The 23871-nt window shown below is 72.0% G+C and carries 21 protein-coding genes; 9 read left to right on the top strand and 12 right to left on the bottom strand.

The features are described from left to right. Positions 1 to 127: 127 nt before the first annotated feature. Positions 128 to 949, top strand: coding sequence for an MBL fold metallo-hydrolase (locus KV205_RS01770; RefSeq protein WP_265861556.1), 822 nt, complete (start codon positions 128 to 130; stop codon positions 947 to 949). A 22-nt stretch (positions 950 to 971) separates the two neighbouring features. On the opposite strand, the gene KV205_RS01765 is transcribed toward KV205_RS01770, so the two are convergent. The 3 genes from KV205_RS01765 to KV205_RS01755 form a co-directional block, all read right to left on the bottom strand. Beyond that, positions 972 to 2030: an AI-2E family transporter gene (locus KV205_RS01765; protein ID WP_265861554.1), complete on the bottom strand. Its 1059-nt coding sequence runs from the start codon at positions 2028 to 2030 to the stop codon at positions 972 to 974. Between the two features lie 142 nt (positions 2031 to 2172). Next, positions 2173 to 3135: a pirin family protein gene (locus KV205_RS01760; protein WP_265861552.1), complete on the bottom strand. Its 963-nt coding sequence runs from the start codon at positions 3133 to 3135 to the stop codon at positions 2173 to 2175. A 153-nt stretch (positions 3136 to 3288) separates the two neighbouring features. Next, positions 3289 to 3813 (bottom strand): SseB family protein, encoded by a 525-nt coding sequence (locus tag KV205_RS01755; RefSeq protein ID WP_265861551.1) that lies wholly within the window; start codon positions 3811 to 3813, stop codon positions 3289 to 3291. Between the two features lie 175 nt (positions 3814 to 3988). On the opposite strand from KV205_RS01755, the gene KV205_RS01750 reads away from it, so the two are divergent. Both KV205_RS01750 and KV205_RS01745 read left to right on the top strand, forming a co-directional pair. Then, entirely contained in the window at positions 3989 to 5818 is a 1830-nt protein-coding gene (locus KV205_RS01750) for an acyl-CoA dehydrogenase (RefSeq protein ID WP_265861550.1), read from the top strand. 189 nt (positions 5819 to 6007) lie between these two features. Further along, positions 6008 to 7306, top strand: a complete 1299-nt coding sequence (locus tag KV205_RS01745) for a M18 family aminopeptidase (RefSeq protein ID WP_265861548.1) — start codon at positions 6008 to 6010, stop codon at positions 7304 to 7306. Positions 7307 to 7372: 66 nt separating this feature from the next. Here KV205_RS01745 and KV205_RS01740 read toward each other — a convergent pair whose 3' ends face one another. After that, on the bottom strand, positions 7373 to 9166 hold the full coding sequence (locus KV205_RS01740) for an NHL domain-containing thioredoxin family protein (protein ID WP_265861547.1): 1794 nt from the start codon (positions 9164 to 9166) through the stop codon (positions 7373 to 7375). 227 nt (positions 9167 to 9393) lie between these two features. Between KV205_RS01740 and KV205_RS01735 the strand changes: the two genes are divergently transcribed. The 3 genes from KV205_RS01735 to KV205_RS01725 are packed head-to-tail and all read left to right on the top strand — an operon-like array spanning position 9394 to position 11945. After that, positions 9394 to 10674 carry a hypothetical protein gene (locus KV205_RS01735; RefSeq protein ID WP_265861545.1) on the top strand — a complete coding sequence of 427 codons (1281 nt, stop codon included), beginning with the start codon at positions 9394 to 9396 and terminating at the stop codon, positions 10672 to 10674. Positions 10675 to 10682: 8 nt separating this feature from the next. Continuing rightward, complete coding sequence (locus tag KV205_RS01730) at positions 10683 to 11435, top strand: DUF4239 domain-containing protein (RefSeq protein ID WP_265861544.1); 753 nt, start codon at positions 10683 to 10685, stop codon at positions 11433 to 11435. An 18-nt stretch (positions 11436 to 11453) separates the two neighbouring features. Further along, positions 11454 to 11945, top strand: a complete 492-nt coding sequence (locus KV205_RS01725; protein ID WP_265861543.1) for an LURP-one-related/scramblase family protein — start codon at positions 11454 to 11456, stop codon at positions 11943 to 11945. 19 nt (positions 11946 to 11964) lie between these two features. Here the strand turns inward: KV205_RS01725 and KV205_RS01720 are convergent, their stop codons facing one another. Next, positions 11965 to 13248: a PLP-dependent aspartate aminotransferase family protein gene (locus KV205_RS01720; protein WP_265861541.1), complete on the bottom strand. Its 1284-nt coding sequence runs from the start codon at positions 13246 to 13248 to the stop codon at positions 11965 to 11967. Between the two features lie 73 nt (positions 13249 to 13321). Between KV205_RS01720 and KV205_RS01715 the strand changes: the two genes are divergently transcribed. Both KV205_RS01715 and KV205_RS01710 read left to right on the top strand, forming a co-directional pair. Further along, positions 13322 to 14815, top strand: a complete 1494-nt coding sequence (locus KV205_RS01715) for a PLP-dependent aminotransferase family protein (protein ID WP_265861540.1) — start codon at positions 13322 to 13324, stop codon at positions 14813 to 14815. Positions 14816 to 14872: 57 nt separating this feature from the next. Further along, complete coding sequence (locus KV205_RS01710) at positions 14873 to 15481, top strand: hypothetical protein (RefSeq protein WP_265861539.1); 609 nt, start codon at positions 14873 to 14875, stop codon at positions 15479 to 15481. Positions 15482 to 15509: 28 nt separating this feature from the next. Here KV205_RS01710 and KV205_RS01705 read toward each other — a convergent pair whose 3' ends face one another. After that, positions 15510 to 16301: a carbon-nitrogen family hydrolase gene (locus KV205_RS01705; RefSeq protein WP_265861537.1), complete on the bottom strand. Its 792-nt coding sequence runs from the start codon at positions 16299 to 16301 to the stop codon at positions 15510 to 15512. A 196-nt stretch (positions 16302 to 16497) separates the two neighbouring features. On the opposite strand from KV205_RS01705, the gene KV205_RS01700 reads away from it, so the two are divergent. Beyond that, positions 16498 to 17325 carry a maleylpyruvate isomerase family mycothiol-dependent enzyme gene (locus KV205_RS01700; protein ID WP_265861536.1) on the top strand — a complete coding sequence of 276 codons (828 nt, stop codon included), beginning with the start codon at positions 16498 to 16500 and terminating at the stop codon, positions 17323 to 17325. A 37-nt stretch (positions 17326 to 17362) separates the two neighbouring features. Here KV205_RS01700 and KV205_RS01695 read toward each other — a convergent pair whose 3' ends face one another. The 6 genes from KV205_RS01695 to KV205_RS01670 all read right to left on the bottom strand — a co-directional run bounded on the left by KV205_RS01695 (position 17363) and on the right by KV205_RS01670 (position 23871). Next, the gene (locus KV205_RS01695) at positions 17363 to 18679 is read right to left on the bottom strand and encodes a nitrate/nitrite transporter (RefSeq protein WP_265861535.1); all 1317 of its coding nucleotides are present in this window, start codon (positions 18677 to 18679) and stop codon (positions 17363 to 17365) included. Next, positions 18676 to 19317 (bottom strand): GntR family transcriptional regulator, encoded by a 642-nt coding sequence (locus tag KV205_RS01690; RefSeq protein WP_265861534.1) that lies wholly within the window; start codon positions 19315 to 19317, stop codon positions 18676 to 18678. Before KV205_RS01690 ends, KV205_RS01695 begins: the two co-directional genes overlap by 4 nt. Positions 19318 to 19388: 71 nt before the next feature. Next, the gene (locus KV205_RS01685) at positions 19389 to 20180 is read right to left on the bottom strand and encodes an alpha-ketoglutarate-dependent dioxygenase AlkB (RefSeq protein WP_265861531.1); all 792 of its coding nucleotides are present in this window, start codon (positions 20178 to 20180) and stop codon (positions 19389 to 19391) included. Beyond that, complete coding sequence (locus KV205_RS01680; RefSeq protein ID WP_265861530.1) at positions 20164 to 21342, bottom strand: hypothetical protein; 1179 nt, start codon at positions 21340 to 21342, stop codon at positions 20164 to 20166. Before KV205_RS01680 ends, KV205_RS01685 begins: the two co-directional genes overlap by 17 nt. Before the next feature lie 122 nt (positions 21343 to 21464). Next, positions 21465 to 22877: a dihydrolipoamide acetyltransferase family protein gene (locus KV205_RS01675; RefSeq protein ID WP_265861527.1), complete on the bottom strand. Its 1413-nt coding sequence runs from the start codon at positions 22875 to 22877 to the stop codon at positions 21465 to 21467. A 13-nt stretch (positions 22878 to 22890) separates the two neighbouring features. Then, positions 22891 to 23871 (bottom strand): alpha-ketoacid dehydrogenase subunit beta, encoded by a 981-nt coding sequence (locus tag KV205_RS01670; RefSeq protein WP_265861526.1) that lies wholly within the window; start codon positions 23869 to 23871, stop codon positions 22891 to 22893.

The raw sequence follows: 23871 nt of genomic DNA, 5'->3' as shown, positions 1-23871 counted from the left end.
CGCGGGGCCGGTACCGCGCGCGGGGCGCGCGCCCCGGGCGGAGACTGGTGTCGTACGGCCGCCGCAATGCACCGACACGACATCGCAAGGCCGCCGTAAGCCCCCGGGGGGACCACGGAGCACCGTCATGGACACCCACAAGGTCGGCAGCGACACCACCGTCATCGCGGACAGCCTGGAGATCCCGGGGATCGGGCACATCCCCGTCAACGCGTATGTGCTCACGGCACGTGAGCCGGTCGTCGTCGACACGGGTCTGTCGGTCTCGGACCGGGACTTCGTGGCCGCGCTCCGCGAGGTGATCGACCCGCCCGACGTCCGCTGGATCTGGCTCACCCACCCCGACCGCGACCACACCGGCGGGATCTTCGACCTGCTGGTGGCGGCCCCCGAGGCCCGGGTGGTGACGACGTTCCTCGGCGCCGGGATCATGACCACCGAGCGGCCGCTGCCCATGGACCGCGTCTACTTCCTCAATCCGGGGCAGTCCCTGGACGTCGGCGACCGGATGCTGCGCGCCTTCCGTCCGCCGCTGTTCGACAGTCCGGCGACGGTCGGTTTCTACGACGACCGCACCCGCTTCTGCTTCACCTCCGACTGCTTCGGCGGCCCCGTGCCGACCGCCGAACTGGCCGAGAGCGGCCACGCCAACGACCTCAAGCCGGAGGAGCTGCGCGGCGCGCAGCTGATGTGGGCGACGCTGGACAGCCCCTGGGTGCATGTCGTCGACCCGGCCAAGTACCGGGCCACGATCCAGCCGCTGCGGTCGATGAACCCGGAGATCGTGCTGTGCACGCATCTGCCGCCGGCCGTCCGGATGACCTCGCGGATGATCGAGACGATCATGATGGCCCCGGACGCCGACCCGTTCGTCGGCCCGGACCAGGCGGCCCTGGAGGAGATGCTGAAGGCCTTCGAGCCCGGGAGCACCCCGGCCGCGGCCACCTGAGGCCACCCAGGAGGGCGGCCGCTCAAGACGGACCGGCCGGCGCCCCGTACCGGCTGCGCAGCTCCCCGACGATGCCGAAGAAGGCGGCGGTCAGCGGCACGGCGAGGAGCATGCCGAGGATGCCGGCGACCGAGGCCCCCGCGGTGATGGCCAGCATGACGACCGCCGGGTGCATCTGCACGGTGCGGGACTGGACGAGCGGCTGGAGCAGATAGCCCTCGATCATCTGGACGGCGAGGACGACGCCGAGCACCCAGAGCGCGATGACGAACCCCCGGTCGGCGAGGGCGACGAGGACGGCGATGGCGCCGGAGAGGAAGGCGCCGAGGTAGGGGATGTAGGCGGTGATGAAGACGAGCGCGGCGAGTCCGACCGCGCCCGGCACGCGCAGCACGAGCAGGCCGGTCCCGATCAGGACCGCGTCGACGAGCGCCACGAAGGTCGTCCCGCGCATGAAGCCCTCGACGGCCTCGAAGGCGCGCCGCCCCATCGCCTCCACGACGTCGCCGGTGGAGCGGGGGGCGACCGAGCGGAGCACGTCCACCGCCTGGTCGGAGTCGCGCAGGAAGAAGAAGATGAGGACGAGGGCGAGGGCGGCGGTGGCCATCATCTGGCCGACCACGCTGAGCCCGGAGATCACCCCGGAGGCCGCGGTCCCGCCGAACTTCGCGAGGAGCTGCTTGGCGTTCTCGGCGACGTCGTCGAGCGAGGTGCCGGCCGCGCCGAAGTGCTTGGCGATGTCCTGGGCGGCCTGCCGCAGCGAGTCGACGATCTGGGCGCCGGTGTCGACGAGGGCGGCGACGACGACGTACGTGGCTCCGCCCACCACCGCGAGCACGGCGAGCACGGTGAGCCCGGCGGCCAGCGACTTCTGCACCTTCATGCGCAGCAGCCGCCGGTGGAGCGGGCCGAGGAGCGCGGTGCCGAGCAGCGCGAGCAGGGCCGGGGTCACCGCCGTCTTGAAGACCACGCACAGCCAGACGAAGACGGCCGCGACCCCGGCGACGAGCAGCGCGACGCCGCACCAGGCGGCGGTGCGGCGGGCGCCTTCGGGCAGCAGCGGGCGTGCTTCGGCGGGCATGGACCCACCGGACCACGGCGCCCGGCGTGTCGTCGCGCGCTGCCGGGCCGTACGGGTGACGCCGCGTCAGGCCTGAACCGGACAGCGGTACGGGGACGAGAGCGCCGCCCTCGTCCCCGTACCCCTGACTCCGTGAAGGCGCCTACTCGCCCATCCCGTGCACCGCCGGGATCGTGCCGAGCCGGCCCGCCTGGAAGTCCTCGAAGGCCTGGCGGAGTTCGGCCTGGGTGTTCATGACGAACGGGCCGTAGTGCGCCATGGGCTCGCGGATCGGCTGCCCGCCCAGGAGCACGACCTCCAGGTCCGGGGTGTTCCCGTCCTGCTTCTCGTCCGCGCGCACGGTCAGGGCCCCGCCCTTGCCGAAGACGGCGGTCTGGCCCATGTGGACCGGGCGGTGCTCGGCGCCGACGGTGCCGCGGCCGGCCAGGACGTACGCGAGGCCGTTGAAGTCCTCGCGCCACGGCAGGTTGATCTCGGCGCCGGGGCGGATGGTCGCGTGGATCATCGTGATCGGGGTGTGGGTGATGCCCGGGCCCTGGTGCCCGTCCAGCTCGCCGGCGATGACGCGGAGCAGCGCGCCGCCGTCGGGCGTGGTGAGCAGCTGGACCTGGCCGCCGCGGATGTCCTGGTAGCGGGGGGCCATCATCTTGTCGCTCGCCGGCAGGTTCACCCACAGCTGGAGGCCGTGGAAGAGGCCGCCGCTGACGACGAGGTGCTCCGGCGGGGCCTCGATGTGGAGCAGGCCCGAGCCGGCGGTCATCCACTGGGTGTCGCCGTTGGTGATGGTGCCACCACCGCCCTGCGAGTCCTTGTGGTCGAAGATCCCGTCGATGATGTAGGTGACGGTCTCGAAGCCGCGGTGCGGGTGCCAGGGCGTGCCCTTGGGCTCGCCCGGCGCGTACTCCACCTCGCCCATCTGGTCCATCATGATGAACGGGTCGAGGTACTGGTAGTTGATGCCCGCGAAGGCGCGGCGCACGGGGAAGCCCTCGCCCTCGAAGCCCTGCGGGGCCGTGGTCACGGCGAGCACCGGGCGGGCGACGGCGTCGGCGGCTGCGCTGACGCGGGGCAGGGCGAGCGGGTTCTCGACAGTCACGGCGGGCATGGCGGGACCTCCTTGGACACGCACCTTCGTGGGCACGGGGCGCGTTGTACGACCACTTTAGTTGAATGCTGAACTTCCTGCCACCCGGAACGCGAAACGCCCGGGAGGAATTCCTCCCGGGCGCTCTTCCGTCCACCCACCTGCGAGCCTCGCTCAGCCGTACATCCGCCGCATCGCGTAGTCGACCATCTGCTCCACGGCCTTGGCGTCGAAGACCATCCGGTGGTCGCCCTCCATGTCGAGGACGAAGCCGTAGCCGGTCGGGAGCAGGTCGATCACCTCGGCGCCGGTGATCACGAAGTACTTGGACTCCTTGCCCGCGTACCGCCGCAGCTCCTTCAGCGTGGTGAACATCGGGATCACCGGCTGCTGGGTGTTGTGCAGCGCCAGGAAGCCGGGGTTGTCGCCGCGCGGGCAGTAGACCTTGGAGGTCGCGAAGATCTGCTGGAAGTCCTCGGCCGCCAGCTGCCCGGTCGTGAAGGCGCGCACCGCGTCCGCGAGCGAGGGCGGCGACGGCTCGGGGTAGAGCGGGGGCTGCTGGGCGTAACCGCCCTGCATGCCGCCCTGCATGCCGCCCTGCATGCCCTGCTGCATGCCGGGCTGGGCGTACTGCCCCTGCCCCTGCTGTGGCTGCGCGTACTGCTGCTGGGCACCCGGGTTCTGCTCGTAGCCGTACATGGTCAGAGGGTATCGAGCCCGCGGGGCGGGGTGCGGCCCGCGTCACAGATGTCCGGAAAGGGGTTGCCCTTATTACTGGTGGGTAGCATCATGGAGAAGAGCATGAGCTACTCGTGAGTAGTAGTGGTGCGTGTACGAGGTCCTTCCCTCCCCGAGCCTTTACGGAGCCGTCGCCATGGGGCACTACAAGTCGAATCTCCGCGACATCGAGTTCAACCTCTTCGAGGTGCTCGGCCGCGACAAGGTGTACGGCAGCGGTCCGTTCGAGGAGATGGACGTCGAGACCGCCAAGAGCATCCTGGACGAGATCCGCCGCCTCGCCGAGAACGAGCTGGCCGAGTCCTTCGCCGATGCCGACCGCAACCCGCCGGTCTTCGACCCGGAGACCAACACGGCCCCGGTCCCGGCCTCCTTCAAGAACTCGTACAACGCCTTCATGGAGTCCGAGTACTGGCGTCTGGGCATCCCGGAGGAGATCGGCGGCACCGTCTCCCCGCGCTCGCTCATCTGGGCCTACGCGGAGCTGCTGCTCGGCTCGAACCCGGCCATCTGGATGTACTCCTCCGGCCCGGCGTTCGCCGGCATCCTCTTCAACGAGGGCAACGAGGCGCAGAAGAAGGTCGCGAAGATCGCGGTCGACAAGCGCTGGGGCTCCACCATGGTGCTCACCGAGCCCGACGCGGGCTCGGACGTCGGCGCCGGCCGCACCAAGGCGATCCAGCAGGAGGACGGCTCCTGGCACATCGAGGGCGTGAAGCGCTTCATCACCTCCGGTGAGCACGACATGGAGGAGAACATCCTCCACTACGTCCTCGCCCGCCCCGAGGGTGCCGGCCCCGGCACCAAGGGCCTCTCCCTCTTCCTCGTCCCGAAGTACGAGTTCGACTGGGAGACCGGCGAGCTCGGCGCCCGCAACGGCGTCTACGCCACCAACGTCGAGCACAAGATGGGCCTCAAGGCCTCCAACACGTGCGAAATGACCTTCGGCGACAAGCACCCCGCCAAGGGCTGGCTGATCGGCGACAAGCACGACGGCATCCGCCAGATGTTCCTCATCATCGAGTTCGCCCGCATGATGGTCGGCACGAAGGCGATCTCCACCCTCTCCACGGGCTACCTCAACGCCCTGGAGTACGCCAAGGAGCGCGTCCAGGGCACCGACCTGGCCGACTTCATGGACAAGACCGCCCCCAAGGTCACCATCACCCACCACCCGGACGTCCGCCGCTCGCTGATGACGCAGAAGGCGTACGCCGAGGGCATGCGCTCCCTCGTCCTCTACACGGCCTCCGTGCAGGACGCGATCCAGGTCGCGGAAGCGGCCGGTGAGGACGCCAAGGCGCTGCACGGCCTGAACGACCTGCTGCTCCCGATCGTCAAGGGCTACGGCTCCGAGAAGGGCTACGAGCAGCTCGCGCAGTCGCTCCAGACCTTCGGCGGCTCCGGCTTCCTGCAGGAGTACCCGATCGAGCAGTACATCCGGGACTCCAAGATCGACACCCTCTACGAGGGCACCACCGCCATCCAGGGCCAGGACTTCTTCTTCCGGAAGATCGTCCGCGACCAGGGTGCCTCCCTGAACGCGCTGGCCGAGGAGATCAAGAAGTTCCTCGCGGTCGGCACCGGCGGCGAGGAGCTGGCCGGCGCCCGCGACGCGCTCGCCAAGGCGGCCGTCGACCTGGAGGGCATCGTCGGCGTCATGCTGACCGACCTCACCGCCACCGGCGAGGACGTCAAGAACATCTACAAGGTCGGGCTCAACACCACCCGCCTGCTGCTCGCCTCCGGCGACGTGGTCGTCGGCTACCTGCTCCTCAAGGGCGCGGCCGTGGCCGCCGAGAAGCTGGCCGCCGGCGCCTCCGGCAAGGACGTCGCGTTCTACCAGGGCAAGATCGCGGCCGCGAAGTTCTTCGCCGCCAACGTCCTGCCGGGCGTCTCCGCCGAGCGCGTGCTCGCCGAGGCCGTGGACCGCGGCCTGATGGACCTGGACGAGGCCGCGTTCTAAGTACCGCACAGGTACGCGACCTCGCTCCGTACAGGAACGGCTCGCTCCCGGGGAGGGGGGGCGGGCCGTTCCGCTTTTCGCCGGGTACGTGTTCCGGTTTTGCCGGGTGCGTATTCCGCCCCGTACGCCCTCCGGACAACGGTCCGGTACCCCGCGTCCGTATTCCGAGACCTGCGTAAGGTGAACGGCATGAGTAGCGCACCTTCCCGCTTCGACCGCGGCCACACCGATGACCTCATGACCTTCCTGGCGGCCTCGCCGTCGCCGTACCACGTGGTGGCCAACGCGGCCGGGCGACTGGAGAAGGCCGGCTTCCGCAAGGTCGAGGAGACCGACGCCTGGGACGGGACGTCCGGCGGGAAGTACGTGATCCGCGGCGGCGCGATCATCGCGTGGTACGTGCCGGAGGGCGCCGCCCCGCACACCCCCTTCCGGATCGTCGGCGCGCACACCGACTCGCCGAACCTGCGGGTCAAGCCGCAGCCGGACTTCGGCCGCGAGGGCTGGCGCCAGATCGCCGTCGAGATCTACGGCGGACCGCTGCTCAACAGCTGGCTCGACCGCGACCTGGGCCTGGCCGGCCGGCTCACCCTCCGGGACGGGGCCACGCACCTGGTGAACGTGGACCGGCCGCTGCTGCGCGTGCCGCAGCTCGCCATCCACCTGGACCGCCAGGTCAACGAGGGCATGAAGCTGGAGCGCCAGCGCCACATGCAGCCCATCTGGGGCCTGGGCGAGGTCCACGAGGGAGACCTGGTGTCGTTCGTCGCCGAGGAGGCGGGCGTCGACGCCGAGGACGTGGCCGGCTGGGACCTGATGGTGCACGCCCTGGAGGCCCCCGCCTACCTGGGCCGCGACCGCGAGCTGCTCGCCGGCCCGCGCATGGACAACCTCATCTCGGTGCACGCCTGCGTCGCCGCGCTCACCGCCGCCGTGGCGCGGGACGGCGCCGCCCTCCCGTACATCCCGGTCCTCGCCGCCTTCGACCACGAGGAGAACGGCTCGGAGGCCGACACCGGCGCCCACGGCCCGCTGCTCGGGAACGTCCTGGAGCGCTCGGTGTACGCGCGGGGCGGCGGTTACGAGGACAAGGCGCGGGCCCTCGCCGGCTCGGTCTGCCTCTCCTCCGACGTCGGCCACGCCGTGCACCCCAACTACAGCGAGCGCCACGACCCGACGCACCACCCGCGCCCCAACGGCGGCCCGATCCTCAAGGTGAACGTCAACCAGCGCTACGCGACCGACGGCAGCGGCCGGGCCGTGTTCGCCACCGCCTGCGAGAAGGCGGGCGTGCCCTGGCAGTCCTTCGTCTCCAACAACGACATGCCCTGCGGCACCACGATCGGCCCGATCACCGCCGCCCGCCACGGCATCGCGACCGTCGACATCGGCGTGGCCTGCCTGTCGATGCACAGCGCCCGCGAGCTGTGCGGCGCGGAGGACCCGCACCACCTGGCGAACGCGCTGGTGGCGTTCCTGGAGGGCTGACGCCCGGCGGACACAGACGGGTCCGGCCCCTGCCACACGGCAGGGGCCGGACCCGTTGTGCGATGCCTAGGCGTCCATGCCCGCGAGGATCAGCGGGAGCCGGGCCGCGGCACCTTCCGTGATCCGCACCGGGACGCCCCAGTCCTGCTGGTGGACGTGGCAGGCCGGATACTCGTTCTCGGGGTCGTCGTCGCAGGACGCGGCCATGGCGGAGACGTGGAGCACGCCCTCCGTCAGGTCCGGGTTGAGCTCCAGCTCGCGGAAGAGGTCCGTGCCGGTGCCCTCGCCGGCGAGCAGCAGCTCGGGCGGGGTCGAGGAGACCAGGAGCCGGGTCGAGGGCCCGTAGCGGGTGTCGAGCTTCTGGCCCTTCGGCGCCTGGAAGACCACGTCGAGGCGGAGCCGGCCCGGGGCGACGTCGGTGGCCTCGCGCCGGGTGCGGTGGGCGACCGACTCGACCTGCACGGCCTCCTCCGGCAGCCGGAGCCGGGTGAGCCGGTGCCGGGCGGACTCGACGACCACGACGTCCTCGCCGACGACGACCGCGTCGCTCGGCTCGCGCAGATCAGTGGCGAGGGTGGTGACCTCGCCGCTCGCCGGGTCGAAGCGGCGCAGGGCGTGGTTGTACGTGTCGGAGACTGCGACCGAGCCGTCGGGCAGCGCGGTCACGCCGAGCGGGTGCTGGAACAGCGCCTGGTCGGCGGCGCCGTCGCGGTGCCCGAAGTCGAAGAGCCCGGTGCCGACGGCCGTGTGGACGGTGTATCCGTCGCCGTCCGTGTCGATGTAGCGGAGCGCGCTGGTCTCGGAGTCGGCGATCCACAGCCGGTCGGCGGTGGCGGCGAGCCCGGAGGGCTGCGCGAACCAGGCCTCGGCGGCGGGCCCGTCGACCAGGCCCTCGTTCGTCGTGCCGGCCGCGACCTCGACGGTCCCGGACTCGGGGTCGTACGTCCAGATCTGGTGCACACCGGCCATCGCGATCCACACCTTGCCCTGCCACCAGGCGACGTCCCACGGCGAGGACAGGTCGACGTCGAGGGCGGGCCCGGAGGTGGGGGAGCCCTGCCACCACTGACGCCCGGTGCCGGCGATCCGCTCGATCGCCCCGCTCTCGGGGTCGAAGGTCTTGAGGGCGTGGTTCACCGTGTCGGCGACGACCACCTTCCCGTCGGGCAGCAGAGCGAGCCCCTGCGGCTCGCGGAACTCCCCCTCGCCACCGATCCGCCGTACGACTGTCTCGCCGTCCTCCGCGAGCTCGACGAGCTGGTGCCGGGTGGTGTCGGAGACGAGGAGGTTCCCGGACGGCAGCAGCACCGTCTTCCCGGGGAACCGCAGATCGGTCGCGACCGGCTCCGGCGGCACGTACGGCCCGTCCCCGCGCCGCAGCGTCCCCTTCGCCCCGTGCTCGGCCTCCAGCTCCTCCACGAGGGTCCGGATCGCGTTGGCGTGGCCCTCGCCCGCGTGCTGGGCGACGACATACCCCTCGGGGTCGATGACGACGAGCGTCGGCCACGCCCGCACCGCGTACTGCTTCCAGGTCGCAAGGTCCGGGTCGTCCAGAACCGGGTGATGCACCTCGTACCGCTCGACGGCGTCGACGACGGCCTGGTGCTCGGCCTCGTGCACGAACTTCGGCGAGTGCACCCCGACGATCACCAGGGTGTCGCGGTGCTTCTCCTCCAGCTCGCGCAGCTCGTCGAGGACGTGCAGGCAGTTGATGCAGCAGAAGGTCCAGAAATCGAGCAGAACGATCTTGCCCCTCAGGTCCATGAGGGTCAGATCGTCTCCGCCGGTGTTGAGCCAGCCGCCCTTGCCGATCAGCTCGGGGGCACGGACACGGGCGCGAGCGCGCGGAGAGTCGTTCATGGCTCAACTGTGCCGCACGGATCGCCGGACGGGTGAATGCGGGGTCCGGGTGGCGGGACGGGGGCGTGTCTTGGGGGGTGGGGGCGGGGGCGGGGCGGACAGCATGGGGCGGCGGAACGATCATCCGACTATTCGGCCGTTCGGTTCTTCGGCTCCTTGGAGAGGGAGGCGTCATGCGGGGTCGGCACGCGCCACCGGCGCTGTTAGTGCTCTCGCTCCTTCTGGCGATGTGCCCGCAGACCGCGAGCGCGGGCGGCGCCGGGGCGAACGCGCTCGGCATGAGCGTCACCGTGAACACCGCGCCCGGGGCGGGCGGCGCCACGGTGCGGACCGGCGGGTACGTGGTGAAGCGGTACCGGCTGGTCAACCGGGGCGAGGCCGAGCTGTACGGGGTCCGGGTCGGCGATCCGGGCGTGCCCGGGGGCCGGGCGGGCTGCCCCCGGCGCACCCTCGGCGCGCTCCGCTCGATGGTGTGCACCGCGCGCTTCCGCGCCCTGCCCGGCCGCCACACCGCGACCGCCCGGGCCATCGGCGACATCCCGTCCCTGGGGCAGCGGGCGACCGCCACCGCCCGTTCCGGTTACGAGGGCGTGGCCGGCGCGCTCGCCCTCACCGAGGCGGTACGGGTCGGGCCGGCCGGCACCGTGCGCACCGCCACCGTCCGCTACACGGTCACCAACCGGGGCAACCGCCCCGTCCACGCCCTCCGGCTCACCGACCCGGTCCTGGGCGCCGCGCCCGGCGGGCTCGTGTGCGCCCTGCCCCAGCTGGCCCCCGGCGTCTCCGCCGGCTGCGAGGCGACCGTACGGCGCGGGCCCGGCGCCCACCGCAGCGCGGGCCTCGCCGAGGGCACCGACCGGATCACCACCCTCGGCGAACACGGCGAACGCCTCCCGGCCCCGCCGCTCACGGCGCGCGCCTCGGCCACGTGGCGGGTGGCTGCCCCGCCTGCCGCACCGGCCCCAGCGGCCCCGCCCGCGCCCCCACCGGCTCCACAGACATCACCCGCACCACCGGCAGCAGGGCCCCCGGCCCCGCCACGCCGTACGACACCGCCCGCCGCAGCCGGTGCGCCCGGTGCCGCCGCCGCGGTGGCCGCAGCGATCGCTGAAGCAGTGGCTTCTGCGGCGGCCGAAGGGGCAGCGGCAGCGGGGGAAGCTGCGGTCGCCGAAGCAGCCGCCGCGGAAGCAGCGGCCGAGGCCGCCGCAGCACTGGCCGGCGCCGCGCTCGGCGGGGCCGCCGCCGGCGGAGGGCTGGCCCCGGGCGCCGCCCCGCCGCCCGGCGCGGCGGCCCGCCCGCCCGCGGCGGTCGCCGAGAACCCCACCCCCCGGCTCCCCGCCGTACGCCCCCCGCCCGCGCGGGTCGCCGTCCCCGACGACGAGGGCCTGCTGCCCCGCCTGCACCGCCGCTCCCGCGAACTCCCGCACCTCGGCGTCGTCCTGACCCTGCTGCTGATCCTGATCCCGGCCGCGATCGCGGCCGCCCTGCTCAGCAACCGCCACTCCTGAGAGACCTCATGGCCCTGCTGGAAACCCTCGCCGTCGTCTTCGCCGTCGCCCTGGTCGCGGCCGTCGCCGTGTACATCAAGACGAAGCTCTTCCCCCTGGGCGACGGGGAGGAGATCCGCGAGGACGTCGCCGAGTACATCTCGATGATGGTGTCGGTGTTCTACGCCCTGGTGCTCGGCCTGTGCCTGGTCTCCGTCTGGGACAACCGCGCCACCGCCGACGACCGGGTCCAGGCCGAGGCCAGCGCCCTGCACCAGACGTACCTCCTCGCCGACGCGCTGCCCGCCGAACAGCGCGGACCGCTGCGGGAGGCGGCCCGCTCGTACGCCGGTCACGTCGTCGACGTCGAGTGGCCGCTCATGGCCGAGCGCGAGCCCCTCGGCGACGACGGCTGGACGCTGCTCGACCGGCTGCGCACCGCCGGCGAGCTGCGCGGCCGCGGCACCACCGCCCAGCAGATCGCCGCGCAGGAGGTGCTCGCCCAGATCGGCTACGTGGACGACGCCCGCCGCGGGCGCGAGGCGGCGGCCGAGGAGCGCCTGTCCGTGGTGCTGTGGGCAGGCCTGGTCATCGGCGGGGTGCTGACCGTGGCCTTCATGTTCCTCTTCGGGCTCAACCGGAGCAGCACGCACGTGATCCTCGTGATGGGCCTGTCCGGGTTCATCGCCTTCACGGTGCTGCTCATCCATCAGCTGGACACCCCGTTCGGCGACCCGCTCGGCGTCGGACCCGACCCGTTCACCCGCTACTTCCGCCTGTGACGGGGAAGGGATCGCCCCATGAAATACCTGGTACGGGACAAGATCTTCGCCATCGGCGACGACTACTGGATCGAGGACGAGCGGGGCCGGCACGCCTTCCTCGTCGACGGCAAGGCGCTGCGGCTGCGCGACACCCTGGAGCTGAAGGACCCCGACGGGCGGGTCCTGATCACCCTGCGGCAGAAGATGTTCAGTCTGCGGGACACGATGACGATCGAGCGGGACGACCACCCGCTCGCCACCATCCGCCGCAAGCGCCTCTCCCTCCTCCGCAACCACTTCCGGGTCGCTCTCGTCGACGGCACCGAACTCGACGTCAGCGGCCGGATCCTGGACCGGGAGTTCACCGTCGAGTACGACGGCGAACTCCTCGCCCACATCTCCCGCCGGTGGTTCCACGTCCGCGACACCTACGCCGTGAACGTGGTCCGCGAGGACGCCGACCCGGCGCTGCTCGTCGCGGTCGCGGTGTGCGTGATCCGGATGGCGGAGCGGGAGCGGGAGGACTGAGACCCGAACCGCAGGGCGTCTAGAGCGCCTTGGCGCGGACCTGTTCCAGGGCCTGTTCCAGGTCCGCCCACAGGTCCTCGACGTGCTCGACGCCGACCGAGAGGCGCACCGTGCCCGGCCCGATGCCGGCCGCCGCGAGCGCCGGCTCGTCGAGCTGCCGGTGCGAGGTCGACGCCGGGTGCATCACCAGGGTCTTCACATCGCCGAGCGAGACGCTGAGCGAGGCGAGCCGGACCGCCTCGACGAAGGCCTTCCCGGCCTCGCGCCCGCCCGCGAGGTCGAGGGAGACCACCCCGCCGCCGCCCCGCGGCAGCAGCCGGGCCGCGATCGCGTGGTCCGGGTGTGAGGCGAGGGCCGGGTGCCGGACGGCCGCGACCGCCGGGTGGGCGGCGAGCCGGGCCGCCAGGTCGGCGGCGCTCGCGCTCTGCCGCTCGACGCGCAGCGGCAGGGTCTGCAGCCCGCGCAGGGTCAGCCAGGCGGCGAACGGGTCGGTGACCGCGCCCTGTTCGACCGCGTAGTGCCGCACCCGCCGGTGCAGCGCCGTGTCGCGGAAGACCGCGATGCCGCCGAGGACGTCGGCGTGCCCGGCGAGGTACTTGGTCGCCGAGTGCACGACGACGTCCGCGCCGTACGACGGGATCGGCCGGCACAGCAGCGGCGAGGCGAAGGTGTTGTCGACCACCGTCGGCACCCCGGCCTCCCGGGCCACCGCGATCAGCGCGGGCAGGTCCGAGACCCGGGTGGTGGGGTTGGCGATGGTCTCCAGGTAGAGCAGCGCGGTCCCGGGGCGCTGCGCGGTCCGGGGGCGCAGGGCGGCGCGCACCTCGTCGGCGTCGGTCCCGGAGACGTACGTGACCTCGACGCCCCAGCGCGCGGCGAGGTCGGTGAGCAGGGCGTACGTACCGCCGTACAGGCAGCGCTGGGCGACGACGTGCCCGCCGCTGGAGAGCAGGGCGAGCAGCACGCCGTTGATGGCACCCATCCCGGAGGCGTACGAGAGGGCGTCGGCGCCGCCCTCCAGGCGGGCGACGGCGGCCTCCAGGGCGCGGACGGTGGGGTTGCCCATGCGGCTGTAGAGGAACTCGTCGGGGGAGCCGAAGGCCTCGGCGAGCGCGTCGGCGCTGTCGAAGGCGAAGACGTGGTTCTGGTGGATGGGCACGCCGAGCGGCCGGCTGCCGCGGATCTCCGGCTGCGGCGCGTGCACGGCGAGGGTCTCGGGGTGGGCGGACTCGGTGTGGGCGGACTCGGTACGGGCGGGCTCGGGGCGGTGGTCGGCTGCGGTCAGGTGCGTGTCGGCGGTCATGACGGTCAGTCTGGGGACGGAGCGCTTGCGTCCACAGGACCAATCCCGGCAGATTGGTCCGCCGATGGATCCAATGACACCCACCCTGCCCGAACTGGTCGCCTGGCTCGGCCGCTGGTCGGCCGGCCGCGGCCCGCTCTATCTCCTCCTGGCCGCCCGGATACGGCAGTTGGTCGACGAGGGCCTGCTGCCGCCCGGCGCCCCGCTGCCGCCGGACCGACGGCTGGCGACCGCCCTTTCGGTGGGGCGGACGACGGTGGTCGCCGCGTACGAGACGCTGCGTCAGGAGGGGCGGCTGGTACGCCGGCAGGGCAGCGGTACGCGGGTGGCGCCGGCCGCGCTCGCCCCGCCGCCGCCCGGGCAGCGGGTCACGGAGACGTCCAACCCGATGTTCCTGCACCTGCTCGAACCCTCCGACGACGTGCTGCTGCTGAGCTGCGCCGCGCCGCCGGCCCCGCCGCCCGCGCTCGCGGAGGCGTACGCGCGCCTCGAACTCCCGGCGCACGACCTCGGCTACCACCCGGCCGGCCTGCCCGCGCTCCGGTCGGCGATCGCGCGCCGTTACGGGCGGCGGGGCGTGCCGACCGACCCGGCGCAGGTCCTGGTCACCACCGGCGCCCAGCAGGCGATCGGGCTGCTCACCCGGCTGCTCGTGGCGCCCGGCGACGGCGTTCTCGTGGAGGCGCCGAGCTATCCGGGGGCGCTCGACCTGTTCCGGGAGGCGGCGGCCGTGCCGCACCCGGTTCCGGTCGGCCCGGACGGCCTCGACGTGGCGGAAGCGGTCCGGGTGATGGAACGTCACCGCCCCGCCCTGGCCTATGTGATCCCCCGCTTCCACAACCCGACCGGCACCGTCCTGCCGCCGCTCCTCGGACGGCGCCTGGTCGCGGCGGCCGAGGAGCACGGCGTACCGCTGATCGACGACGAGGTGCTCGCCGAGCTGGACTTCGGCGCCGATCCCGGTTCCGGTTCCGGTCCCGGTTCCGGAGACGGGGGGCCGCCGCTTTCCTCGTACGGTACGGAGGTCATCGGCGTCGGCTCGCTCAGCAAGGCGGTCTGGGGCGGTCTGCGGATCGGCTGGGTGCGCGGCCCGGCGCCGCTGATCGCCCGGCTGGCCCGGCTGAAGGCGCTGCACGACCTCGGCAGTGACGTTCCGTCCCAGCTGGTCGCGACCCGGCTGCTCGACGGCTTCGCGCCCGTCCTGCGCTCGCGGGTGGCCGAACTGCGGGCCGGTCACGACCACCTCCGGGCCGAGCTTGCCCGCCGGCTCCCCGACTGGCACTGCCCGCCCGCGGCCGGCGGCCAGACCCTGTGGGTCCGCCTCCCGTACGGCGACGGCGTGTCCTTCGCCCAGATCGCGCTGCGCCACGGGGTGGCCGTGCTCCCCGGCTCGACCATGGACGCCCTCGGCGGCAGCACCCGCCGGCTGCGGCTGCACTTCCTGCTGCCGCCCGCCACCCTCACGGAGGCGGTGGACCGGCTGGCGTCGGCGTGGGCGGAGTACGCCCCGGGGGCGGCGGTCCGGGCCGAGGGCCGGCCCGCGGCCCTGAACGCCATCACCGTCTGAGGAATCGAAAGACTGGAAAGATTCGAAGGAATCGAAGGAATCGGAGGAGCCGCATCCGTGCACACGCCCATCACGCCGTTCGCCCTGCATCGCTGGCAGGAGGGGAAGCGGCCCGACGTCCGCTCCGGGTGGCGGGGCACCTCGCCGGAGTTCGGCGAGATCGTGCTGACCTGTCCGCTGCCCCGGGTCGTCCCGGAGTCGGCGGTCTCGGAGGCGCGCGGCGGGCTGCTGCCCGTCACCACCTTCGAGTCGCGCGGGAGCCACGTCGAGAACCTGCGGCTGCCCACCCTCAACCGGGCCACCCTGCGGGTCGGCGACCGACATGTCCACCTGGCCCGCAACCGGATCGGCGCCACCCTCGTCCAGCGCGCCCTCCAGCTGCGGCACGCGGGCGACACGTACCGGCTCGCCGCCCTCGACCGGCGCGGCTACACCCTCACCCGGACCGCCGACGCCGAGGACCCGGGCGTCACCGTGACCGTACGCGAGTCGGGGCGCGGGCGCGGCGCGCAGCTCGCGGTACGGGCCGAGGGCCGGGCGGAGGGCGCCGACCTGGCGCTTGCCCTGGTCTTCGCGGGGGTCGACCGGTCCGCCCTGACGCGGGTGGGCGCGGTGAAGGCGGGGGTGCGACGGGTGACCGAGCTGTGGGCGGAGGCCTCCTACTGACGCTCCCCGCCCCGACCCTGACGCCGCCTCAGCGGCCCAGAACCCGGTCCTTCAGAGCCGGGAACTGCTCCCGCGTCTGCGTCACCTTCGCCGGGTCGAGGTCGACGCGCAGGATCTCCTCTCCGGGTCCCGCCTCCGCCAGGACCTCGCCCCAGGGGTCGACGACGATCGAGTGCCCGGCCTGCTCGACGCCGGCGTGCGTGCCGGCGGTGCCGCAGGCGAGGACGTACGCCTGGTTCTCGACCGCGCGGGCCTGCGCGAGCAGCGTCCAGTGCGCGCGGCGCCGGGCCGGCCAGCCGGCCGGGATCACGAAGGCCTGCGCGCCCGCGTCGACGAGGCCGCGGAAGAGCTCGGGGAAGCGCAGGTCGTAGCAGGTGGCGACGCCGACGGTGAGCCGCGGCAGGTCGACGGTGACCAGGTCCTCGCCGGCCGCCATGAGGACCGCCTCGCCCTTGTCGAAGCCGAAGCGGTGGATCTTGCGGTAGCTGGCGGCGAGCTCGCCGTCGGGGGAGAAGACGAGCGAGGTGTTGTAAAGGGCAGGGGTCCCGAGGGTGCCCACGGCCTCGACGATCGAGCCGGCGTGCAGCCACACACCAGTGTCCCTCGCGGCCGCGGCCATCGCCTCGTACGTGGGGCCCTTCAGCGGCTCGGCCTCGGCGGCGAACGCCTCGTAGGCGAAGGCCCCCATCGGCCACAGCTCGGGGAGCACGACGAGATCGGCGACGCCGCGTTCGGCGCGCACGAGGGCGGCCACCCGCTCGCGGCGGTTGTCCACCGATTCGTCCGAATCTACTGCGATCTGGAGGAGCGAGGCGCGCACACTACCACCGTCCTGGCATTCGAGCCGTCAACACGGGCCTACGATCGTCACACGAAAGCACTGCCGGGGTGCCTTCGGGCAGCGTAACTTAGCGTCCGAGCCTCCCACGCAGTCATGTTTTCAGCCCGTCAGCCACCCGCCACCCGCCAGCCACCACCGCTCCAGCCCGCGTATCGAAGAACCGCCGAGGGGTCCCGTGACCGTCCATCCCAGCCTCCAGAACTACGCCGACGCCTGGACCCACTCCATCGAAGCGATAGCCGAGCTGGTGCAGCCGCTCGTCGAGGGCGAGTGGAACCGTGCCACGCCGTGCCCGGGCTGGTCGGTCCGCGACATCGTCTCCCATGTCATCGGCATGGAGACCGAGATGCTCGGCGACCCGCGCCCGATCCACAGCCTGCCCCGCGATCTCTACCACGTACGCAGTGACTTCGCCCGCTACATGGAGATGCAGGTCGATGTGCGACGGCACCACACCGCGCCGGAGATGACCTCGGAGCTGGAGTACGTGCTGATCCGCCGGGCGCGCCAGCTGCGCAACGAGACCCGGCAGCCCGACGCCATGATGCGGGCCCCGCTCGGCGCCGAGCAGACCCTGGAACTCGCCTACCGGATGCGCGCCTTCGACTGCTGGGTGCACGAACAGGACCTGCGCACCACGCTCGACGTCCCCGGCAACCTGGACTCCCCCGGCGCGTACGTCACCCGGGACGTGCTCCTGGAGGCGCTGCCCCACGTGGTCGCCAAGGAGGCGGGCGCGCCCGCGTCCTCGGCGGTGGTCCTGGACGTGACCGGGCCGGTGGAGTTCCTGCGCACGGTCCGGGTCGACGCCGAGGGCAACGGCTCGATCGACGGCGCGCCCTCCCTCGGCCCGGCGGTGACGCTGGCCACCGACTGGGAGACGTATGTGCGCCTGGCGTGCGGCCGGGTGCGTCCGGCGGAGGTCGCCGACCGGGTGAAGACGGAGGGCGACGAGGCGCTGGCGGAGGCGATCCTGGCGAACTTCGCGGTGACGCCGAACTGACCGTCAGCCGTCAGCCGTCAGTAGATACCTGCGGTTTCTATACGGGTACGTGTACGGCCTCGACGCGGCTGGCGACGAGGCGTTCGCGCTCCCGGCGTGCGCTGGCGGACTTGAGCCGGAGGATCTGGACGACGCCGAGGGCCTCCAGGACGAAGACCGAGGAGAACGCGATCCGGTAGTCGTCGCCGGTCGCGTCGAGCAGCACGCCCACGGCGAAGAGCGTGGTCATGGAGGCGACGAAGCCGCCCATGTTCACGATGCCGGAGGCGGTGCCCTGGCGCTCGGGCGGGTTGGCGGGGCGGGCGAAGTCGAAGCCGATCATCGAGGCGGGTCCGCAGGCGCCGAGGACCGCGCAGAGGGTGATCAGCAGCCACATCGGGGCGCGGTCGCCGGGGTACGCGAGGGTGGCGCCCCACAGCAGGGCGGTGGCGGCGACCGTGCCGAGGGCGAGCGGGGCGCGGGCGGCGTGGTGGCGGGCGATGATCTGCCCGTAGGCGAGGCCGACGGCCATGTTGGAGAGCACGACGAGGGTGAGCAGTTCGCCGGCGGTCCCCCGGCCGAGTCCCTGGTCCTCGACGAGGAACGGCAGGCCCCACAGGAGCAGGAAGACCATCGCGGGGAACTGGGTGGTGAAGTGCACCCACATGCCGAGCCGGGTGCCGGGCTCGCGCCAGGACTCGGCGATCTGGCGGCGTACGAACGCGGCGCCGGCGTGGGTGGCGGGCGCGGGCTCGTACCCCTCGGGGTGGTCCTTGAGGAACAGCAGGAGCAGGACGAGGACGACGACGCCGGCGAAGGAGCTGCCGACGAAGGTGGTGGTCCAGCCCAGGCCGTGCAGGGCGCGGGAGAGGAAGATCGTCGAGACGAGGTTGCCGGCCATGCCGAAGAGCGCGGCGACCTGGGCGACGAGCGGCCCGCGGCGGGCCGGGAACCAGCGGCTGCCGAGCCGCAGCACGCTGATGAAGGTCATCGCGTCGCCGCAGCCGAGCAGGGCGCGGGAGGCGAGCGCCATGGGGTACGAGGGGGAGAGCGCGAAGCCCAGCTGGCCGAGGGTGAACAGCAGGACGCCGATGGTCAGCACCTTCTTGGTGCCGAGCCGGTCGACCATGAGGCCGACGGGTATCTGCATGCCGGCGTAGACGAGCAGTTGGAGTATGGAGAAGGTCGACAGGGCGGAGGCGTTGACGTCGAAGCGGTCGGCGGCGTCGAGTCCGGCGACGCCGAGGGAGGTCCGGAAGATGACGGCGACGAAGTAGACGGCGACGCCGACGCCCCAGACGAGGGCGGCGCGGCGGCCGCCGGGCGGGTCGCCGGGCAGGGCGACGGCGGACCCGTGGCCGTCCCGTGCGCTCATCGGTCCTCACCCCGGACCAGGATCTTGACCCAGCTGAGGTGCTGGCGCACGCAGTGCGCGGCGCCCTCGGCGTCGCCGGCTCTGATCCGCTCCAGGATCTCCGCGTGCTCGGCGATGTTCTTGGCGATCCGGTCGGGCTGGGACTGCATCACGGCGACGCCCATCCGCAGCTGCCGGTCGCGCATCTGGTCGTAGAGGCGGGCCAGGATCTGGTTGCCGGCGTGCTTCACGATCTCGGCGTGGAAGCACCGGTCGGTGACGGCGACCTCGGCGAGGTCCCCGGCCCCGGCCCGCCGCTTCTGCTCCTCCAGGAGCTCTTCGAGCCGCGCCACGAGCCCGGCGGGCGCGGGCACGGCCCGCCGCACGGCGAACTCCTCCACAAGCAGCCGGGTCTCGACGACGTCCGCGATCTCCTGCGCGGAGACCGCGAGCACCAGCGCGCCCTTCTTCGGATAGAGCTTGAGCAGCCCCTCCATCTCCAGCTTCAGCAAAGCCTCCCGCACCGGCGTCCGCGACACCCCCACCGCCTGCGCCAGCTCCCCCTCGGTGAGCAGCGTCCCGCCCTCGTAACGCCGGTCGAGGACCGCCTGCTTGACGTGCATGTAGACGCGGTCTGCTGCCGGGGGTGCGGATGCCATGCGCACAGCTTAGATACAACAGGGGTGCAACAGACAGGCCCGTCCGCATGGCGGACGGGCCTGCGCGCCGGTCAAACAGGCGGCAGCAGATCGCTCTCGCTGAGGGTGTAGGTCAGCGGGGGCCAGACGAAGTCCGTCTCGTTGTTCTCACGGCGCCGCAGACGGTAGAACTCGTGCCGCTGCTCTTCGTCGGCGGGCATGAGGCGGGTGCCCTGCGGGAGGTACGCGTTTCCGTCGCGGTATCGGACGAGGGTCTTCGAGGTCCGGAACGTGACGCCCAACCACGGGTTGTCCGCCGCGTCCGCCGTCCCGGCGGGCGCGTCCCACACGATCTTGTGCCGGAGGCGCCGGTTCGAGTCGACGGAGAACGCGACGACACCGCCGTGGGCGAGAGGGATCTCGAACTTCTCGCCGCCGGACTCCTTCGACTCGAAGATCAGCTTCCGTGACGGGCTCGCTTCCGGATCCTCGTAGCAGGAGAAGACGGCGATGAACGACTCGTCGGCCAGGTCGAGGGCCTGGTCGGAGTGGCCGCCCATCGTCCGGTAGGCGTTCGTGTAGGTCTCGATGAGGGCGTTGTCGAAGCCGACCGGAAGCGCCGCACATTCCTGAACCTGGTGTGCCAGCCGGCGCGCCAGCCGTTCGTGCACCGCCCGGAAACGCTGCGCCGGGGTGCCGTATCGCGTGGTCGTCCGTACGAGAGGCACGCCGCCCGCCTCGTCGACCTTCGTCAGCACGGCGCCGCGCCGGCCTTTTCCCAGCTCTTCCCAGTGAACCGACGCCGACAACTCCGCGAAGACGTTCGCCTCGGCCGGCACAGCGCACGAGATGATCTCGTCCGAGATCCTAGGCTCGGGGGGCACGATAATCTCCCGCGTTCATGCTGAAGAGGAATTCGTCGCCGTAATCGATGAAAGACGAGCTCCTGTTCTCCTCTGCGTACAGCCTGCGCAGCTCGTCCATGCCGGCTTCCGTGGGCGGTTCCAGTCTCACCAGTTCCTCGGCCGCCTTGAGAAACGTCTGGCCGTCCCTGTGCACGGCTTCGGCGCTCGAACAGCGCACCACGTACCCCAGGCGGGTCGGAAGCAGCTCGGCGTCCAGGGCCGAGGGCCGGATCTCGTGCGTATACAGGCGGTTGGTGGACAGCGGCATGAAGAACACGGAGCCGGGATGGAGGGTGACCGTGAACTGCGGCGGGAACACCGCGGCGTCGCGCTCTTGGGCCGGCTCCTTGAGGCGGAACTGAAGCCTGGTGAGCCCGCTGACGCCCTTCACGCCGTAGTCGAAGCCGTCTTCGGCCAGCGGCTGCAGCCGGTCGAGCCCGTCGTAGAAGGTGCAGAAGGCCATGATGCCGTTGACCGGCATGTCCTTCGTCTTGTCGGCATGGGCCGAGATCTTGGCCTTGGACTGCTTCCGCTCCGCCGTGGCACGGGTGTTGTGGTAGATCTGCGCGAGGACGTGATTCAGCGGCGCCTGGCCCCGGAAGACGGCGGCGGCCTCGCGGTTCAGCGCGTCGACGATGCTCGTATCGGTCGGACGAAAGCCCTCGGTCGGACCCGAGAGATTCGTCGAGCACCGCAGCAGGCGGAAATGCAGCTCGTCACCGTCTCGCGTGACGGGCGTCAGATAGATTCCGCTGCGATGAGCCGTTCCAGGCTTGGTGGACTCGGTCAGGGACTGGAACGCGTGCTCCGCACGGATCCGTCCGAAGTGATCGTCGCCGAGCCCGAAGAAACGGCGGTAGTACACCCCGACACCGTGCACGCGAAGAGGAACCCGGCCGAGGTCCTCGACCACAACGACCCGGGCAGCCGCTTGCAGTTGGCGGTCACTGATCCCGGATATGTCGCCCCACAGATAGACGGTCTTCTGCGCGAGGTCGAGCGAACCTGCGGCGAGCTCCTCCGGCGCGACGACCGCCCCGAAGAAGTCCCTGACCAGGTCGCTGCCCCGCATCGCCGAAGGCGCGACCAAGAGGTTGCTCGCATCGTCGATTCGGGCTTCTGCCAGCTGAGTTGCCTTCATCAGAACTCGTCCCCGTTCGCCGCCCGGACCGTGGAGGCGATCGTATCCACGACGCGAACACCCGGTCGGGGACGGTGTCGTCCCCGACCGGGTGTTTCACGTGAAACAGCGCAACCAGGCGGCTACGCCCAGGTGATGAGCCGCTTCGGCTGCTCCAGGATCGCCGCGATGTCGGCCAGGAACTTCGAACCCAGCTCGCCGTCGATCAGGCGGTGGTCGAAGGACAGGGCCAGGGTGGTGACCTGGCGGGGCTTCACCTTGCCCTTGTGGACCCAGGGCTGGAAGCGGATCGCGCCGACCGCGAGGATCGCGGACTCGCCCGGGTTGATGATCGGGGTACCGGTGTCGACGCCGAAGACGCCGACGTTGGTGATGGTGAAGGTGCCGCCCTGCATCGCCGCCGGCGTGGTCTTGCCCTCGCGGGCGGTGGAGACCAGCTCGCTGAGCGAGCGCGACAGGTCCGGCAGGGTCTGGGCGTGCGCGTCCTTGATGTTCGGCACGATCAGACCGCGCGGGGTGGCCGCCGCGATGCCCAGGTTCACATAGTGCTTGAGCACGATCTCCTGGGCGGCCTCGTCCCAGGCCGCGTTGACGTCCGGGTTGCGCTTGATCGCGACCAGGACCGCCTTGGCGATGAGGAGGAGCGGGTTGACCCGCAGGCCCGCCATGTCCTTGTCGGACTTGAGCTCGTCGACCAGCTTCATCGTGCGCGTGATGTCGAAGGTGATGAACTCGGTGACGTGCGGCGCGGTGAAGGCCGAGCCGACCATCGCCGCCGCCGTGGCCTTCCGTACGCCCTTGATGGGGATACGGGTCTCCCGGGCGTCCGACGGAACGGCGAGCGCCGGGGCCTCGGCCTGAACAGGGGCCGGAGCCGGAACCGGAACCGCCGCCGGAGCCTCGACCGCCGGGGCCGGAGCCGCCGCGCGGTGCACGTCCTCGCGGGTGATGATGCCGTCCGGGCCGGTCGGGGTGACCGTGGCCAGGTCGACGCCCAGGTCCTTGGCGAGCTTGCGCACCGGCGGCTTGGCCAGCGGGCGGCCGGCGACGGCGGGGCCGTGGCCGTGGCCGTTCAGCTGCTCGGGGACCACCGGGGCCACGGCCTCGGGGGCCGCCGACTCGGCCGGGGCCGCCGACTTGCGGGCCCGGCGCTTGGTGGCGGACGCGGCCACGCCGTAACCGACGAGAACCGGCTGCCGGCCCTCCGGCTCGGGCTCCTCCGCCGCCGGGGCAGCCGCCGGGGCCGCCACGGGCTCGGCGGCCGGCGCCGCGGGCGCCTCGGGCGCGGCGCCGCCGCCCACGTTCACCGTGATGATGACCTCGCCGACGGCGACCGTGGTGCCCTCGGGGAAGCGCAGCTCGTGCACGGTGCCGTCGAACGGGATCGGCAGTTCGACGGCGGCCTTCGCGGTCTCGACCTCGATCACGACCTGGCCGTCGGTGACCGTGTCACCGGGCTGGACGTACCACTTGAGGATCTCGGCCTCGGTGAGGCCCTCGCCCACGTCGGGCATCTTGAATTCGCGGATCGTCATCGTGCTGATCTCCTCAGAACGCCAGCGAGCGGTCGACGGCGTCGAGCACGCGGTCCAGGCCCGGCAGGTACTCCTCCTCCAGGCGCGCCGGCGGATACGGCGCGTGGTAGCCGCCGACCCGCAGGACGGGGGCCTCCAGGTGGTAGAAGCAGCGCTCGGTGATCCGGGCGGCGATCTCCGCGCCGGAGCCGAAGAAGACCGGGGCCTCGTGGACGACGACCAGCCGGCGGGTCTTCTCGACCGAGGCCTGGATGGTGTCGAAGTCGAGCGGGGAGATCGAGCGCAGGTCCACGACCTCGATCGACTTGCCCTCCTCGGCGGCGGCCGCGGCCGCCTCCAGGCAGGTCTTCACCATCGGGCCGTACGCGACCAGCGTGAGGTCGGTGCCCTCGCGGGCCACCCGGGCCTTGTGCAGCTCGCCGGGGATGGCGTCGACGTCGACGTCGCCCTTGTCCCAGTAGCGGCGCTTGGGCTCGAAGAAGATGACCGGGTCGTCGCTCTGGATGGCCTGCTGGAGCATCCAGTAGGCGTCGGAGGAGTTCGCCGGGGTGACCACCTTGAGGCCCGCGACGTGCGCGAAGAGCGACTCGGGGGACTCGGAGTGGTGCTCGACGGCGCCGATGCCGCCGCCGTACGGGATGCGGATGACGACCGGCATCTTCACGGTGCCGAGCGAGCGGGCCCGCATCTTCGCCAGCTGCGTGACGATCTGGTCGTACGCGGGGAAGACGAAGCCGTCGAACTGGATCTCCACGACCGGGCGGTAGCCGCGCAGGGCCAGGCCGATCGCGGTGCCGACGATGCCGGACTCGGCGAGCGGGGTGTCGACGACCCGGTCCTCGCCGAAGTCCTTCTGCAGACCGTCGGTGATCCGGAAGACACCGCCGAGCTTGCCGACGTCCAGGCCCATGACGACGACCTTGGGGTCGGTCTCCAGGGCCTTGCGCAGCGACTCGTTGAGCGCCTTGGCCAGGGGAAGCTTCTGAACAGCCAT

The organism is Streptomyces sp. SKN60 (genome assembly GCF_026236535.1).
Classification (GTDB): domain Bacteria; phylum Actinomycetota; class Actinomycetes; order Streptomycetales; family Streptomycetaceae; genus Streptomyces.
Note: the sequence above shows the minus strand (reverse complement) of the source record. Positions and strands in the feature narration are given on the sequence as shown.